General features: G+C 73.1%; 11 protein-coding genes and 1 pseudogene. 4 read left to right on the top strand and 8 right to left on the bottom strand.

Features of this window, described 5'->3' with window-relative positions; all coding sequences use genetic code 11:
• Nucleotides 1-259: 259 nt before the first annotated feature.
• On the bottom strand, nt 260-649 hold the full coding sequence (gene mscL, locus BBK14_RS20910) for a large conductance mechanosensitive channel protein MscL (protein ID WP_071064946.1): 390 nt from the start codon (nt 647-649) through the stop codon (nt 260-262).
• 366 nt (nt 650-1,015) lie between these two features.
• Here mscL and BBK14_RS20905 point away from each other — a divergent pair, with 366 nt between their 5' ends.
• Nucleotides 1,016-2,893, top strand: a complete 1,878-nt coding sequence (locus tag BBK14_RS20905; protein ID WP_198541369.1) for a hypothetical protein — start codon at nt 1,016-1,018, stop codon at nt 2,891-2,893.
• Between the two features lie 77 nt (nt 2,894-2,970).
• Here BBK14_RS20905 and BBK14_RS20900 read toward each other — a convergent pair whose 3' ends face one another.
• The 3 genes from BBK14_RS20900 to BBK14_RS20890 all read right to left on the bottom strand — a co-directional run bounded on the left by BBK14_RS20900 (nt 2,971) and on the right by BBK14_RS20890 (nt 6,328).
• Nucleotides 2,971-4,188 carry a CE1 family esterase gene (locus tag BBK14_RS20900; protein WP_071064945.1) on the bottom strand — a complete coding sequence of 406 codons (1,218 nt, stop codon included), beginning with the start codon at nt 4,186-4,188 and terminating at the stop codon, nt 2,971-2,973.
• A 37-nt stretch (nt 4,189-4,225) separates the two neighbouring features.
• The gene (locus BBK14_RS37220; RefSeq protein WP_235014736.1) at nt 4,226-4,822 is read right to left on the bottom strand and encodes a hypothetical protein; all 597 of its coding nucleotides are present in this window, start codon (nt 4,820-4,822) and stop codon (nt 4,226-4,228) included.
• A gap of 210 nt (nt 4,823-5,032) precedes the next feature.
• Entirely contained in the window at nt 5,033-6,328 is a 1,296-nt protein-coding gene (locus BBK14_RS20890; protein WP_241831713.1) for a mechanosensitive ion channel family protein, read from the bottom strand.
• 140 nt (nt 6,329-6,468) lie between these two features.
• Between BBK14_RS20890 and BBK14_RS20885 the strand changes: the two are divergent.
• Nucleotides 6,469-7,777: pseudogene (locus BBK14_RS20885) on the top strand (cryptochrome/photolyase family protein).
• A gap of 517 nt (nt 7,778-8,294) precedes the next feature.
• Here BBK14_RS20885 and BBK14_RS20880 read toward each other — a convergent pair.
• From BBK14_RS20880 to pdxH, 3 genes are all read right to left on the bottom strand, one after another.
• On the bottom strand, nt 8,295-9,182 hold the full coding sequence (locus BBK14_RS20880; protein ID WP_198541367.1) for a L,D-transpeptidase: 888 nt from the start codon (nt 9,180-9,182) through the stop codon (nt 8,295-8,297).
• On the bottom strand, nt 9,179-9,949 hold the full coding sequence (locus BBK14_RS20875; RefSeq protein ID WP_071064942.1) for a hypothetical protein: 771 nt from the start codon (nt 9,947-9,949) through the stop codon (nt 9,179-9,181). Before BBK14_RS20875 ends, BBK14_RS20880 begins: the two co-directional genes overlap by 4 nt.
• A gap of 349 nt (nt 9,950-10,298) precedes the next feature.
• Nucleotides 10,299-11,063, bottom strand: a complete 765-nt coding sequence (gene pdxH, locus BBK14_RS20870; protein WP_071064941.1) for a pyridoxamine 5'-phosphate oxidase — start codon at nt 11,061-11,063, stop codon at nt 10,299-10,301.
• Between the two features lie 447 nt (nt 11,064-11,510).
• Between pdxH and BBK14_RS20865 the strand changes: the two genes are divergently transcribed.
• Both BBK14_RS20865 and serC read left to right on the top strand, forming a co-directional pair.
• Nucleotides 11,511-12,605 (top strand): citrate synthase 2, encoded by a 1,095-nt coding sequence (locus BBK14_RS20865; RefSeq protein WP_020464606.1) that lies wholly within the window; start codon nt 11,511-11,513, stop codon nt 12,603-12,605.
• Nucleotides 12,598-13,722, top strand: coding sequence for a phosphoserine transaminase (gene serC / locus BBK14_RS20860; RefSeq protein WP_071064940.1), 1,125 nt, complete (start codon nt 12,598-12,600; stop codon nt 13,720-13,722). The genes BBK14_RS20865 and serC overlap by 8 nt, the downstream gene beginning before the upstream one ends.
• 429 nt (nt 13,723-14,151) lie before the next feature.
• Here the strand turns inward: serC and BBK14_RS20855 are convergent, their stop codons facing one another.
• On the bottom strand, nt 14,152-15,519 hold the full coding sequence (locus BBK14_RS20855; RefSeq protein WP_020464604.1) for a citrate synthase: 1,368 nt from the start codon (nt 15,517-15,519) through the stop codon (nt 14,152-14,154).
• Between the last annotated feature and the right edge of the window lie 61 nt (nt 15,520-15,580).

Below are 15,580 nucleotides of genomic sequence, written 5' to 3'. Positions count from 1 at the left end.
GGCGCCGCGAAGGGTGTCCGCTCCAGGACATCCTGCCCGAGTCTGGAAATGGCATCCGTTGTGGCCCCGGCCCGTGGTGCCGGCTCTGGTGCCGGCCCCGCGCGCAGGGCGGCCGGGTCGGCGCGCTCCTGGGCTGGTCACGGCGCTGGACTGGTCGTGGTGCCGGCTCCGCCGGGTACTCCGCCTGGCTGCTGACCGTGGCCGGCCTCCGTACCCGCGGCGCCTGCCGCGTCCCCCGGCGTGCCGGTGCCGGTGTCGTTCACCGTCGCCCGGCCGCCAGCAGGTCCCGGATCTCGGTCAGCAGCCGGGTCTCGTCCGTGAGCGTCGGATCGTCCAGCGGGGACGTCTGGCCGCGCCGTCGCCGCTCATTGATCCTGCTGACCGATGCGACCACGACAAAGTAGATCACCGCGGCGATCGAGAGGAACGCGATGAGGCTGTTCAGGAATCGACCGTAGTAGAAGACACTGTTGTTGATCGTGAAGGTGAGCTGTGCGAAGTCCGGCTTCCCGATGATCGCGGCGATGAGCGGGGTGAAGAGGTTCGCGACCAGCGACGTGACCACCGCGGTGAAGGCGGTGCCGATCACGACGGCGACCGCGAGGTCGACGACGTTCCCCCGCAGCAGGAACTCTTTGAAGCCCTTCATGCATCCCCCCGGACGTCGACTTCCCCGCGATGCCGTGCCGAGCGTGTGACCGCCCGATCGGGTGGTTCGTGGTGGTTCCCACCCGCCACACCATCGGGCCGGGTGCCGCGACCGCCGGTGCCGTCCGCGACGGCCGGCGACGTCGGCCGTCGGTGATGGCGAGGACACTAACGGCGGTGGCGGCGGCCGGCAGCGCGATGAGCTGGGGCCGGCGAACTCCGGCCGGCGGACTTCCCCCGGCAGGTCGGGAAATGGGCCACGAGGTGGGATGAATGTCAAGGGGGCTCGCGCAACACTTCCGCAACGGCGTGATACACCGGTATCCGCTGGGTATTCCCTGCATGGCCCGGAATCGGAGGTTGTCTGGTGACGGACGGTGCGTGGAGAGGTGACCCTCGGGATCCGGCTGGGCCCGGCTACCGGGAACGGCCGCCCGGCGCACCGGACGACCCGGGGCCGGACGGCTACTGGGACGGCCCGGACCAGCATCAGCAGTACCGGAACGATCCCCGCGCCAACGGTCCCCACCAGGGCGTGCCGCACTACCAGGGCGGCCCGCCCGCGGGATATCCCGACGGCCCCCAGCCGGGCGGCGCCTACCAGCAGCCGGGATACCCGCCGGCCGCCGACCCCGGGCGCGCCTACGGCCCCGGCCCCGGCGGCGGTCCCTACCCGCCGGCAGGCCCGGCGGGAGGCCAGTACTCGCCGCCGCCCGGTCCCGGTGCCCGCCCGCCCGCGGGCGGTGGCGCGCCCTATCCTCCGGGCGGCCCGGGCCCCGCGACCGGCCCGTACCCGCCGCCCGGCCCCGCCACGGGCGGCTACCCGTCGGCGGACGGCCCGAGCGGCCCGGGCGGTCCGGGCGGTGGGGGTGCCCGCCGGGACTCGACCTCCGTCCGCGGTGCCTTGGTGCCGCGCGCCGGCGCCGGCCGTGCCCCGACGCGCCCGCCGGGGTCGACCGGTCCGGCGCCGCGGCAGGCCCCCGAGCGGGGGAGCGCGGTAGATGCCGGCGCCGCCCGTCCGGACCTGTATCAGCCGGAGCCGTCCCGAGCGGCCGCGCGCCCGGGGACGGACCCGGGCGCGCGCCGGGGCGGTCCCGACCCGGCCTACCGGGACGCGGCGTACCCGCAGATGGCACACCGCGACGTCGCGGTGCCCGACGCCGACCCGCGCGACGCCGGACGGCGGGACGTGCCCTACCGCGACCAGGAACGCGGATACCGCGACGGACCCGCGCGGGACACGCCGTACCGCGACCCGGACGGCCCGGCTGACGACGACGGCCGCGGCCCGATGCCCGGCACCGGCCCGCGCGCGCGGGCCCGGGCCGCCCGGCGCGCCGGCGGCCAGGACGGCACCGGTCCGCAGGACCGGGCCAGATCCACGGGCGCCGGCACCGAGGTGCTGGGAGCCGTCGGCGTGGCTTCCGCCGGGACCGGGCCGCGCCGGGCCGCGCCCCCGCGGCAGGGCGGCTTCGACGAGGTCGACTTCCCCGGCGAACCTGACTTCCCGGACGACGGCGACGGCCTCGACGGTCCGGACGGCGGCGAGAGCGCCGGGCTCGGGCCCTTCCTGCGCCGCCTCGTGATCGCCCTGGTCGTGCTCGGTGTGGCCCTCGCGGTGGGCGTCGGTGCCGGCGTCATCTGGGAGAAGGTGCGCCCGAGCGGCGATACGGCGACGACGGCGAACACGCCCTCGACGGCGACGCCCGGCACGGGCCCGTCGGCTTCCCCCGCGCCGTCCACCGGTGCCCCCGCGGGCGGCGGCCAGCCGCAGGCCGCGGTGCCCGCGGACTGGGTGGCCTTCACGGACCCCGACCAGAAGGCGACGTTCTCCCATCCGCCGACCTGGAAGCAACGACGGGACAACACCGGTGTGTTCTTCGGGGAGCCGGGGGCGGGCGCGGTGGGCACACCCGCCGAGTACGGCCCGCAGATGATCGGCGTCGCCCGGGTCGCGGGCGCGGACGCCGCGACGGCGCTCAGCCAGGTCCAGGGCAGTGAGTTCGGCAGCGTCTCGGGCCTGACCCAGGACCGCTCGGGCCCGGCGACGGACACGTCCGGCGCGACCGTGCAGGAACTGGCGGGCTCCTACGACCGTGACGGCCAGCGCGTCTCGTACCTCATGCGCACGAGCGAGGCGCCCGGCGCGGTCTACGTGCTCATCGCCAGGGTTCCGGCGGACGCCTCGGCGTCACTGAACACGATGATGGGCGCGCTGCGCGCCTCGTTCCAGCCGGCCGCCTGAGGCCAGCTCAGCCGCCTGACGCCGGCTTGGTTGTCTGACGCCGGCTTGGCTGTCTGGGGCAGGCAGGGCGGGATCGCTCAGATCCGGGGGCCGGCGGTGGCCGAGCGGGCCGGCCCCAGCAGCTCCCACAGCACGGCGGCCGTGTCGAAGGAGCCGGCGCCGGTCAGCGGCGGCCAGCCGTGCCCCAGCGCCGGCAGCACGTACTGCACGAGGCGGGCGGACGTCGAACAGGTCGTCTCGTGCCGGACGGCCACCGGCGGCGCCTGGACGGGCGGCGCGGGCGGCTGGGTAGCGGGCGCGCCCGGTCCCGTCGCCGGCGGCTGGCCGAGCGGTGCCTGGCCGAGCGGTGCCTGGCCGGCCGCCGGCGGTGTGGTGGCGGGCAGCAGCCCGGGGCCGGCGGCGGCGATGATCGCCGGGTCGGCTGGCCCGGCGGTGCCGGACCCGGCCGGGTCCACCGCCCCGACCTGGGCTCCGGTCGCGCCGATCGGACGGCCGTCCGCGCCGGTGGTCGTGGTGTCGGCGGGCTGGGTGGGTGACGGGCAGCCGTCCACCGCCCGGAACGGGGCGAGGCTCACCTCGACGGGCGTGATCCCCGTCTGCAGGGCCTCGGACCACAGCGCGCCGGCGTACGGGACGTGGCCGTCCATTCCGCCGTGCACCGACACCATGGTTACGGGCGCGGGCGGAGTGCAGTTGAAGGTCTGCAGGCTGGCGGCGACGACCGCGAGCCCGGCGAGCTCGTCCCCGTGCTCGCAGGCGTAGCGGTAGGCCAGCATGCCGCCGTTCGACAGCCCGATGATGCTGACCCGGCGCGGGTCGATCGGGTACCTGCTCTCCAGGTGCGCGATGAGTGAACGCAGCCAGCCGACGTCGTCACTGCTGGCGGCCGCGGCCGGGCCGCAGCAGGTGCCCGCGTTCCAGGACATCCCCAGCCCGTCGGGGTAGACGACCGCGAAGCCGGCCGACCGGGCGAGCGCGTCGAGCCCCCAGCCGTGCTGCGGCTCGGTGCCATCGTGGTACAGGCTGTGCAGCGCCACGACCAGCGGGTACGGCCCCGGCGTGCCCGTGTCCGGCAGCGTCAGCCGGATCTGACCACCCCGTCCACTTCGCTCGAAGGCATCGGGACCGATCGTCGGCGGCGGGGTGGGGATGGTCCCCTCGTCGCTCGTCGGGCCGGGCCGGGCGCTTGGCCCGGCCCCGCCTGCGAGCCCGCACCCGGCGACGACCAGCAATGCCGCGAGCAGGGACATGAGAAGCCGTACCGCGACGAAGCGGCGGCTGCGGGCGGCCGACACGACCGGTATTCTGACGCGCCGCCCACAGGCCCGCGCGTCAACGGTGTCGTTGATTACTCTTAGTGTTAGGGCTGATACGTGCGAGGTCGTTCTCATTTGCCCGCACCACGTTCAGGCGGGGCCGGTCACGTGGGGACCAGCGCTCGGGCACGGCCGGTTCCCCACCTGTCGGTTCTCTTCCGGCCGGGGCCATGCCACGCGGGTTCACGTGCAGGGGCATGACGTTCCTCGAGTCGACGTCGAACGAGCGCGGATCGCCGCTCGGGACCGCCGACACCCCGCTGTCGACCTTGCCCCTGTCTGACTTGCTCCTGTCGATCCTGGTTCTGTCACGACCGTCCTCGGCCGCCCCCGCCCCGGAGCCGGCGGTGCTCGCGTCCATGATCCGCGTCGCCTGGGCGCGGTCCGCGCCGAGCCCGCGGGGCTCGGTGGACTCGGCCGCGCTCCGGTAGCGATCGAACGCGACCTGCGCGCGGGTCTCCAGGTCGTCGACCTTCGCGAGCGATTCGCGGACCCGTCGTTCGCCGGCCGGGCCGGCGGCCAGCAGATCGGACAGGCAGTGGTCCACTGCCCTGCGAGCCGCCAGCCATCCGAGGAGCAGCCGTGAACGTTCCATGTCGGATGGCTCGTTCACCGAGATGTCCCTTCGCTCGCAATCTCTCGACGCCGGTGCGGCGTCGCCCCCCGCGAGGTCCTGCTTGTCCGCGTTGCGTCCTGGCGTAGGTGTCTCCCACCGTCGTGCGGCGTGGCGCCGACGCCGCGCCGCCACCCGAAGTCTTCCCTTCCCAGAGTGCCCCACCCGGCGGCGCGGCGCGTCGCAGTTCGCCGAACGCACACCCACACGTCAGTCGGAAACAGCGCCAGGGAGCTGGTTCTCCCCCCGAACAGGGGATGTCGGCGGCGTGCCGGGTAGCGCCGACGGCGATGGCAGGGTTGTGCGTGGCGACGCGGGTGCGGGATCCGTGGACGGTACCCGTCCCGGCACGTCGGCCGTCGAGGGGGCCCGCGGTAGCGCTCCCGGCGGGGGCGGTGGCACGGGCACCGCTGACGGCGCCGGGGTTCGACGCCGCTCCGACGCCGTTCCCCGCTCGGACGCCGTTCCCCGCTCGCCCGGTGGCGGGACGGGCGGGTGCCGCGGTGTGGGCGCCGGCGCCCGCGGCGGCACCGGAGTCGGCGTGGGCACGGCCGCCGGTTCCGTCGCTGGCCCCGGGTGCGGGCGTGTCTGGGGCGCTGTGCGGCGCGCCACCGCCGTACCCGGATCGGGTACGGGCACGCCGCGGTCCGGCCCCGGCTCACCGAGGGGTGCCATGGGCGTGCCGCAGGGCGGCGTGGCTGTGTCACGGCTGGCTGGCGCGGGTGGTGGGGGCGTGCCGCCGGGCGGGGTGGACGGCCGTCCCGGGGGGCTCTGGCCGGCGCTGTTCGGCGGTGCCCACCGCGCCGCGCCCCGGTTCGCGTGCCAGGCGGCGCGGGCCTCTCCGGCGCCGTCCTCGGCCCGGTCGAGGATCTTCTCCCAGCGGCTCTGCATCGGCCGGACGAGACCGCCGCCCACTCCGACCACCACCACTCCGGTGCAGGCCGCGAGCACTGCGTAGAGCAGCGGTGTGGTGACCGACGTCCCGATGCCGAGCTCGTCCAGCGCCGCCTTGCCGAAGGCGAGGACGGCGAACCCGGCGACGGCCCGGCTCAGCGCGTTGCCGTGCCGCAGCCCGGCGAACGACTCGGTGACCAGGCGCCGCGCCCAGGCGGCCAGCGCCAGCCCGAGCAGCGCGATGACGGCCGCGAGCAGCGCGCGGGCGAGCAGCGCCAGCGCCGTGCCGGCCATCCGGTCGGCGGGACTCGGCCCGAACACCCCGAGCGCCGCACGCAGGATGGCCAACAGGCAGATCACGGCCACCACCCGCAGCAGCCATCCCCTGATCACCCCGGTCTGGCAGCGCAGCAGCCGCGACGCGCCGGCCCGGTCGAGCGCGCCGTCGAGGCCGGCCTGCTCCAGCACCCGGTCCGCGGCGTGGAGCGCGCCGCGGACGACCACGGCTCCGACGGTGAGGACGAGCGCGAAGATCAGGATCTTGGGACCGATCTGCGCGATCCGTGACCACGCGTCCGAGACGCCCTGATCCCACTGCACCGCCTGCGTCATCGCGACAGCACAGCAGGAAGCCTCTGACCGCGGGTCCATGCCACGCCGTGACCTCGCGTGACATCGGAGTGGTCTCCGTTGGTGACCCGTGGTGACGGGCTACCGTCCGTCGGATGAGCTCGCCCCCCTCGACGCAGGCGGTGTGGTGGCTTCGCCGTGACCTCCGCCTCGACGACAACCCGGCGCTGCTCGCCGCCGCCGAGTCCGGCCGGGTGCTGGCTCTCTTCGTCCTCGACGACGCGCTGCGGCGCCCGTCCAGTCCCGTCCGCCTGGCTGTTCCTCCACCGGTGCCTGCGCGACCTGGACGCCCAGCTCGGCGGCCGGCTGTGCGTGCGCACCGGCTCGCCCTACGCGGTAGCGCCCGGCCGCCTGCGCAAGGCCGACGGGACGTCCTACCGGGTGTTCACGCCCTTCTACCGGGCCTGGAAGGAACACGGCTGGCGCGGGCCGGCCATCCCGGCGGATCCGGTCTGGCTCCAGCCCGCCGACCTCGACGGCGGCAGCGAACCGATCCCGGCGGATCCGGAGCTCGGGGGYACCGAGCTACCCCCGGCCGGCGAACACGCCGCACACGAGCGCCTGCGTGCCTTCCTGACCGAATCGCTGGCCGGCTACGCGGCGCACCGCGACGAGCCGGCCGCGGCCGTCACCTCCCGCCTCTCGCCCTACCTGAAATGGGGCTGCATCCACCCGCGCACCGTCCTCGACGCGCTGCGCACGGCCACGGCCACGGCCACGGCGAGCGAATCGGGAGACGCCGTACCCGGCTGGTCCGGGGCCAGCCGGGCTGGCGGCGCTGGCGGGGCCGGTGCGGCTGGCGGGGGCGGCGGGCTGGCCGGTTCGGCCGAGAAGTTCCGCTCCGAGCTCGCCTGGCGGGAGTTCTACGCGGACGTCCTCGCCGGCACCCCCTCGTCGGCCCGGACCGACCTCACCGACACCCTGGCCGCGTTGGCCTACGAGCCTCCCGGTGACACCTTCGAGGCGTGGAAGTGGGGCCGCACCGGTTACCCGATCGTCGACGCCGGCATGCGCCAGCTCCTCGCCGAGGGCTGGGTGCACAACCGGGTCCGGATGATCGAGGCCTCGTTCGTCTGCAAGGACCTGCACGTCCACTGGACGCACGGCGCCCGCTGGTACCTCGAGCGCCTCGTCGACGGCGACCTCGCGTCCAACAACCACGGCTGGCAGTGGACGGCCGGCACCGGAACCGACGCCGCCCCGTACTTCCGGGTCTTCAACCCCGTCTCGCAGGGGCGCAAGTTCGATCCCGCCGGGGAGTACATCCGCCGATGGGTCCCCGAACTGCGCGGCCTCCCGCCCGACGCGGTGCACGAGCCGTGGAAACTCCCGGCCGGCCCGCCGAACGGCTACCCACGCCCAGTCGTCGATCACGCTGTCGAACGCCGGGAGGCCCTCGACCGCCACGCCCGAGCCCGACACCACGACTAACCGGCTTAACCGGCATGACCGGCTCGGGCACCACCGGGCCGGGCGGGTCCGCGGCGGATCGCCAGGTTCGCCCCACTATCGGGCCGACTGGTCGTGCCGCAAGTGAAGGTCGTGTCGGTTATCCGACAGCGCCCGATTCTGTGGACCGCCAGTTCCCGCCGCGGGGATTGGCCACCCTTGACGTGGGCAGGGAGACGGCGGGCTCGACTCCTCGCCCGTCCGACCGGTGGGGAGGTGACGGGCTCCGCCGGACGTGGTCGCGCCGGTGCGGGATGTGGAGGGCAGCCCGTACCGGCGCGTCACGGAGGTCGCGGCCGTGTCTGTCCGCGCTCGGAGGGGGCGCTGGGCCACACGGTCGCGGCCCGAGGCGATCCCGCCCGCAAGCCTGCGGACTCAAGAGATCGGACGAGCGATCGCGCAGGGCCAGGCCGGCCCCGCGCAGCATGCAGGGCGGCGCCACGCTGCGCCGCCCCACGCGGTCCCGCGACCCGCGGCACGGAGAAGACCAGATCAGGCCCTAGGCGATGATCTCCACCGGTGTCCCCAGCGGGACGGTCTGGGCCAGTCGGGTGATCGCGTCGTTGCTCAGGCGGATGCAGCCGTGGCTGACGTCCCGGCCGATCGAACCGGGCTCGTTCGTCCCGTGGATGCCGATCACCGGGTCCCGGCCGCCGAACGAGTCCAGGCTGGTGGAGAAGCCGCTGAGCCCGAAGGCGTACGGCCCGTAGGGGCCGCCCGGGTTGCTGGGCTTCAGCAGTTCCATCAGGAAGAAGCGCCCGCCGGGCGTCGGGGTGTCGGTGGTGCCGATCGCCACCGACTCTTCCGCAATCATCTTGTCGTTGCTGTACAGCCGCAGCTTGTGCGCACCGCGGGCGACGACGATCCGGTAGGGCGTCTGGCTGGCCGTCACCTGCTCGGCCTTCACCCAGCCCGAGCTCCCGTTGGGCTCGACGGGCAGCAGAACCTGCCACCAGCCCGGCATTTTCGCCTGGACGAGGAAGACCCGCGGCGCGCCGTTCTCGTTCGGGTTCGACAGGCTGGACGTCGGCTTCGCCGCGTTCGGCGCCTGGTAGACGTCGACACTCGCGCCGGTGGCGGTCACGACGGTGCTCGCGCCCTGCCCGAGGCCGGCGACGGCGGCGAGCTGGCTGCGCACCGGCTCCGGGACCTGGCCGGACGCCGCGGTCGAGTCGTCCCCGCCGCAGCCGGTGAGGATCACGCCGCCGAGCACGACGGCCAGCGCCGCCGTGCCCACCCGGGCCAGACCGCGACGTCCCGGCCGGCGCTCCTCGGCCAGACTGTCACCACCCGGTGCCGGATCGTGGCCGGGCAGCGGGCCGCGGTTGGACGTCGCGTCGTGGCGAGGAGTCGCGACGTGGGTGGTCATGCCGGCGCCGCTGGTCATCTCGTGTAGTAAGGCTCGGCCCGCACCGCCGTAGCCACGGCCGGGTCGGCGACGGGGAGCGAGACCTGGGGGTCGACCGGCGGGGCCGTCCCGGCGCAGTCCGAGACGCCCACGGTCGGAACGGTCACGAGGAGGTAACCGGTCTCGGCGTCCCACGGGGAGGCGATGACCGCCATCGCGTGGGTCTGCAGCGGCAGGCTCTGGCCGGGGCCGATCTCCGAGATCCCGGCGCCGAGGCTGGTGTCGAACCAGCCGAAGCCGAGGGCCTTGTCGGAGGTGTTCCGCAGCGTCCACTCAGGGCCCGGGGCGCCGCAGGTGAAGGTCAGGACGAGCGGGTTCACGTCGAAGTCCTCGATGCCGTCGATCTCCTTGTCGAGCGGCACCTTGAAGGGCAGCAGCGACAGGAACCCGTCGAGGATGGGGTCGCCCGTCCCCGAGCTCGGGGTGGGCGAGGGCGTGCCGGTCGTCGTGGTGGTCACGTCGACGCCGGGGGTCGCGCTCGGGTCCGCGCTGGCTGTGGCGGAGGGGTCGACGCTCGGCGTGGCGCTCGGGTCGAGGCTCGCCGTGGCCTCGGCTGTCGGAGTGCCGGTGGGCGTCGGGGCGCCGCCGAGAATGTCGCCGGTCGTGTCCGGGGTCGGCGTCGCGGTCGGAGTGGCGCTCGTCGTCGGGGTCGGTTCCGGTGTGGTTGCTGAGGCCGGCGTGGCCACTGAGATCAGGGCCGCGCCGAGAACGCCGGCCGCCATGGCCCGCATTCTTGTGATCCGCATGAATCCGTCTCCCTCGACTGTGACGGGTCGCCGCGACACCCGCCGTCGGCGCCCGCCGAAGCGTCGACGGGCCGGAGGGCGGCGCGTCGACGCAGGGCGCGGATCAGCGTTTGCCGATCAGTTATGACTGCACGCAGGAAGGTACCAATGCCTGGTTCGTCACGAGGTGGGCGGGTCTGGCGTAGCGGGAACGTTGGGTGTTCGTCAGTGTTAATCGCGTATCGCCCCGGCGGTGTCGTGCCTCCGTCGCCAAATCGGGATCGCGGCCGCGCGCCCGCCGGCCCGTCACCCTGGAATGACAGTGCTGGCATTTCGGACGCTGTGACGATATGGACCGGTTCGCCCGCCTTCAGGGCGCCAGGCGCTCGATGACCCATCCCAGGGCGTCGGCGGGCCTGCTCGGTGCGTCGCCCGGCCCGGCGTCCGGTGTGGTGCCGGAGGATCGACGGAGAGTGGTTAGGCGATAGCGCAGACGGTCGTGGAGGCGGTCCGGGCGCCCCTGCCAGAACTCGATCGAGGTCGGGACGAGCCGCAGTCCCCCCCAAAAGGGGGGAGCCGGCACCGGTTCGGTGGCCGGCCACCTCTGTCCCAGCCGGGCGAGCCGCTCGGTGAGTACCGCGCGCGAGTCGATCACCTGGGACTGGTGGCTCGCCCACGCCCCGAGCTGAGATCCCCGCGGCCGGGACCGGAAATAGGTCTCGCTCTCCGCCCGTGACACGCGTTCAATCGAACCAGCGACGATCACCTGGCGTTCCAGTGGGTACCACGGGAAGAGCAACGACCCGTACGGATTCGCCGCGGCCTCGCGGGCCTTCGTCGAGGTGTAGTTCGTGAACAGCGTGAATCCGCGTGCGTCGAACCCCTTCATCAGGACGGTGCGGGAACTCGGCCGTCCGGCCTCGTCAGCGGTGGAGAAGATCATCGCGTTGGGCTCGCGGATCCCCGCCCCCGGGGCCGAGGCGTCGGTGAACCATTCCTGAAACTGTTCGAGCCATGTCGGAGCGAGCATCCGCTCGTCGAACCGGCCCGGGTGGTAGCCGCGCCGCTGCACAGCCGGGTCGGGCACGGGCGGGTCGTGCACGGGCGGGTCGTGCACGGGCGGATGGGCGGCCATGCCCCGATCCTGGCAGCCCGGTGGCACCCTGCGTCGATGTGACTGGCATCACCTCGGACGGTCCTGCTCCAGGTGATCGGTCGAAACCACGGCAACCGCCCCGGCACAGGCGATGMCGGGCCGTGCGGAACGCGACTCATCACGCCCCGTCCGGTGGCGTTGCCGTGTCTGACAGGGCAGGATGCAGACGGACGATTGCGCCGTTAACACAGGACTGTCGTGGCAGGAMAGAGCTGTCGTGGCAGGACTGTCGTGGCAGGACTGTGGGGCGCGAGAGACGACCGAACGACGGGCGAATCCGGCGTATCGGGACAGCGGCGGAACGGGACGGCACGACGACCGCTGTGTCGGCGTGCAGCTTGGCCGGCCACGCGGTTGCCGCGGTCGGCCGGTCCCGGCAGGGCCCGTCCCGTGGCCGGCCGAGACAGAAGCGGAGATCCGGACTCGATGGCCGAGAAGACAAGCGATTTCAAGCCGGGCCTGGAGGGCGTGATCGCCTTCGAGACCGAGATCGCCGAGCCGGACAAGGAAGGCAGCGCGCTGCGCTACCGCGGCGTCGACATCGAGGATCTCGTCGGCAAGGTCGACTACGGCCACGTATGGGGCCTGCTCGTCGACGGGTCGTTCGAACCCGGACTGCCGCCGGCCGAACCGTTCCCGCTGCCGGTGCACTCCGGCGACATCCGGGTGGACGTCCAGAGCGCGCTGGCCATGCTCGCCCCGTACTGGGGCTTCGGCCAGTTGATCGACATCGCCCCCGAGCAGGCCCGTGAGGACCTCGCCCGGTCATCGGTGATGGCACTCTCCTTCGTCGCGCAGGCGGCTCGCGGCCTCGGGCAGCCCGCCGTGCCGCAGAAGGAGGTCGACCGCGCCCGCACCATCACCGAGCGGTTCATGATCCGTTGGCGCGGCGAGCCGGACCCCAAGCACGTCCAGGCCGTCGACGCCTACTGGGTGTCCGCCGCCGAGCACGGCCTGAACGCCTCCACCTTCACCGCCCGCGTGGTCGCCTCCACCGGGGCGGACGTCGCCGCGGCGCTGTCCGCGGCCGTGGGCGCGCTCTCCGGGCCGCTGCACGGCGGGGCGCCGTCCCGCGTGCTGGCGATGCTGGACGAGGTCGAGCGCACCGGTGACCCGGTCGGCTACGTCCGCCGCGCCCTGGACCGCAAGGAGCGCCTCATGGGCTTCGGGCACCGGGTCTACCGCGCCGAGGACCCGCGCGCCCGTGTGCTCCGCCGCACCGCCCGCGACCTGGGATCGACCCGGTACGAAGTGGCCGAGGCCCTCGAGGCGGCCGCGATCGAGGAGCTGACCAACCGCTACCCGGACCGCCCCCTCCGGACGAACGTCGAGTTCTGGTCGGCCGTGGTGCTGGACTTCGCCGAGGTGCCGGCTCATATGTTCACGTCCATGTTCACCTGTGCCCGCACCGCGGGCTGGAGCGCTCACATCCTGGAGCAGCAGCGCACCAGCCGGCTCATCCGCCCGTCCGCCCGCTACGTCGGCCCCGCGCCGAGGCCGCTGGGGGATGTCCATGCCTGACGCCCCGACGATCGTCCTGCCGGACTCACTGCGCCCGGTCGACGGTCGGTTCGGCTGCGGGCCCTCCAAGGTCCGCACCGAAGCCGTGCAGGCTCTCGCCGCGAGCGGGGCCTCCCTCCTCGGCACCTCGCACCGGCAGAAGCCGGTGAAGAACCTGGTCGGACGGGTCCGCACCGGGCTGGCCGACCTGTTCTCCCTTCCCGAGGGCTACGAGGTGGTCCTCGGGATCGGCGGCGCCACCGCGTTCTGGGACGCCGCCGCCTTCAACCTGGTGCGGGAGCGCTCCCAGCACCTGGTCTTCGGCGAGTTCGGTGGCAAGTTCGCCGACACCACCAAGGGCGCCCCGTTCCTGGCCGCGCCGTCGGTGGTCAGGTCCGAGCCGGGTACCCACCCGGACTGGGCTCCCGAGCCCGGCGTCGACGTCTACGCCACGCCGCACAACGAGACGTCCACCGGCGTGGCCCGGCCGGTGCGCCGCCCAGTCGGCGCCGACGCGGGCGCGCTGCACCTGGTGGACGCCACCTCGGGCGCCGGCGGCCTGCCCGTCGACCTCACCGAGGTGGACGTCTACTACTTCGCGCCGCAGAAGTGCTTCGCCTCCGACGGTGGGCTCTGGGCGGCCCTGATGTCGCCGGCGGCGATCGCCCGGCTCGGCGAGATCGCGGCGACGGACCGCTGGATCCCGCCCTTCCTGGACCTGACGACCGCGCTGGACAACAGCACGAAGGACCAGACCTACAACACCCCGGCCGTGTCCACGCTGTTCCTGTTCGCCGAGCAGCTCGACTGGATGCTGGGCAACGGCGGCCTGGACTGGTGTGTGCGCCGCACCGGAGAGTCCTCCTCGATCCTGTACAACTGGGCCGAGAAGACGCCGTACACGACGCCGTTCGTCACCGACCCGGCGCACCGCTCGCAGGTCGTCGTCACGATCGACTTCGAGGGCGTCGACGCCGCCGCGGTGGCCAAGGTGCTGCGCGCCAACGGCGTGGTCGACGTCGAGCCCTACCGCAAGCTCGGACGCAACCAGCTCCGGGTGGCCTGCTTCCCCGCGGTCGAGCCGTCGGACGTCGAGACCCTGACCAGCGCCATCGACCACGTGGTCGAGCGCCTGTAGCCGGGACGGGGCCGCCTCCCGGGGCCGACGCGTTCGGCCGTGAGGTTGGCACCTGAGTGCTGATATCGGGCCGAGGAGACAACGTGTCTCCTCGGCCCGATCGCTTGGCAGAGCCGGCTCCGGGACTCCGGCCGGGTAATCACTGGCTCCAGATATGACGGATCGAGTCGGGCATTTCAGCCAGCCTGCTCGCCCTTTGGTTTCGTTCTCGCCCTTTCGGAATGGAATCCGCCGACATCGACCCCCCGAAACGGCGAGGGAGATACCAAAGGGCGAGAGTGGGGACGGGCCCGAACGCCACGGACCCGGGAGCGGGGCACCCGGGTCCGTGGAACGTGTGCGGGCCGGTGGAGAGCTAGTCCTGCGCGACGGCACTGCCAACGGCCGTCGCGCCCTGGCCCTTGAAAAAACCCTGACTGACTGAAAAAGTCAGCGCAGCGGGCGGCTGGGGGCGGCCTGCGCGGCCTGAGCGGCGATCGGGTCGGTCTCGGCGTCCGTGGCCGCGGAGCGGACGTGCATCGGGACGTAGGGGCGCTCGTCGTAGCCGATGTAGAGCTGGCGCGGACGGGCGATCTTCTGCTCGGGGTCGAGCAGGCCCTCCTCCCACTGGGCCAGCCAGCCCGGCATCCGGCCGATCGCGAACAGCACCGGGAACATCTCCACCGGGAAGCCCATGGCCTGGTAGATGATGCCGGTGTAGAAGTCCACGTTCGGGTAGAGCTTGCGCGAGATGAAGTACTCGTCCTCGAGGGCGATCCGCTCGAGCTCCATCGCGAGGTCGAGCAGCGGGTTCGTCCCGGTGACCTTGAAGACCTCGTCGGCGACCTGGCGGATCACCCGGGCCCGCGGGTCGTAGTTCTTGTAGATCCGGTGGCCGAAGCCCATGAGCTTCTTCTTGCCGTCCTTCACCTGGGCGATGAAGGCGGGGATGTTCTCGACCGAGCCGATGTCGGCGAGCATCCGCAGGACCTGCTCGTTGGCACCGCCGTGCAGCGGGCCGTAGAGCGCGGCGATCGCCGCGGCCGCGGCGGAGAACGGGTCGGCCTGGGAGCTGCCGACGGCCCGCATCGCGTTGGCGGAGCAGTTCTGCTCGTGGTCGGCGTGCAGGATGAACAGCACGTCGAGGGCGTGCTCGAGGTTCGGGTCCGGCTCGTACTTGAGCTCGGTGGCCTTCCACATCATGTTGAGGAAGTTGCCGGCGTACGAAAGATCATTATCCGGGTAGACGTACGGGAAACCGACCGAGTGCCGGTAGGAGAACGCCGCCAGGGTGGTGATCTTCGCGATGAGCCGGACGATCTGCAGCCGGCGCAGGCCGGGGTCGTCGATCGTCTTGGCGTCCGGGTAGAAGGTCGACAGCGCGCCGACGGTCGACACGAGCATGCCCATCGGGTGGGCGTCGTGGTGGAAGCCGTCGATGAACTTCTTGATCGACTCATGCACCAGGGTGTGGTGCGTGATCTCGTCTTCCCAGGTGGAGAGCTCGTCCGAGGTGGGGAGCTCGCCGGCCAGCAGCAGGTAGGCGACCTCGAGGAAGCTGCTCTTCTCAGCCAGCTCCTGGATCGGGTAACCGCGGTAGCGCAGGATGCCGGCGTCACCGTCGATGTAGGTGATCGCGCTGCGGCAGCTGGCCGTGTTGGTGAAGGCGGGATCGTACGCCATGAGACCGAAGTCGTCGTCATCGACCTTGATGGCACGGAACGCACTGGCGCGGATCGTGCCGTCAGCCACCGGTACCTCGTACGTCCGACCGGTGCGGTTGTCGGTGACAGTCAGGCTACTGACCTGCTCGGTCACGCCGGGCTCCTCTCGCCATGGCACTGCCGGGTGACGGCGTCGGCCACCTTCGGGCGCGCGC

This window comes from Parafrankia soli, assembly GCF_001854695.1.
Classification (GTDB): domain Bacteria; phylum Actinomycetota; class Actinomycetes; order Frankiales; family Frankiaceae; genus Parafrankia; species Parafrankia soli.
The sequence above is the reverse complement of the archived record's forward strand: the minus strand, read 5'-3'. Positions and strand labels throughout refer to the sequence as shown.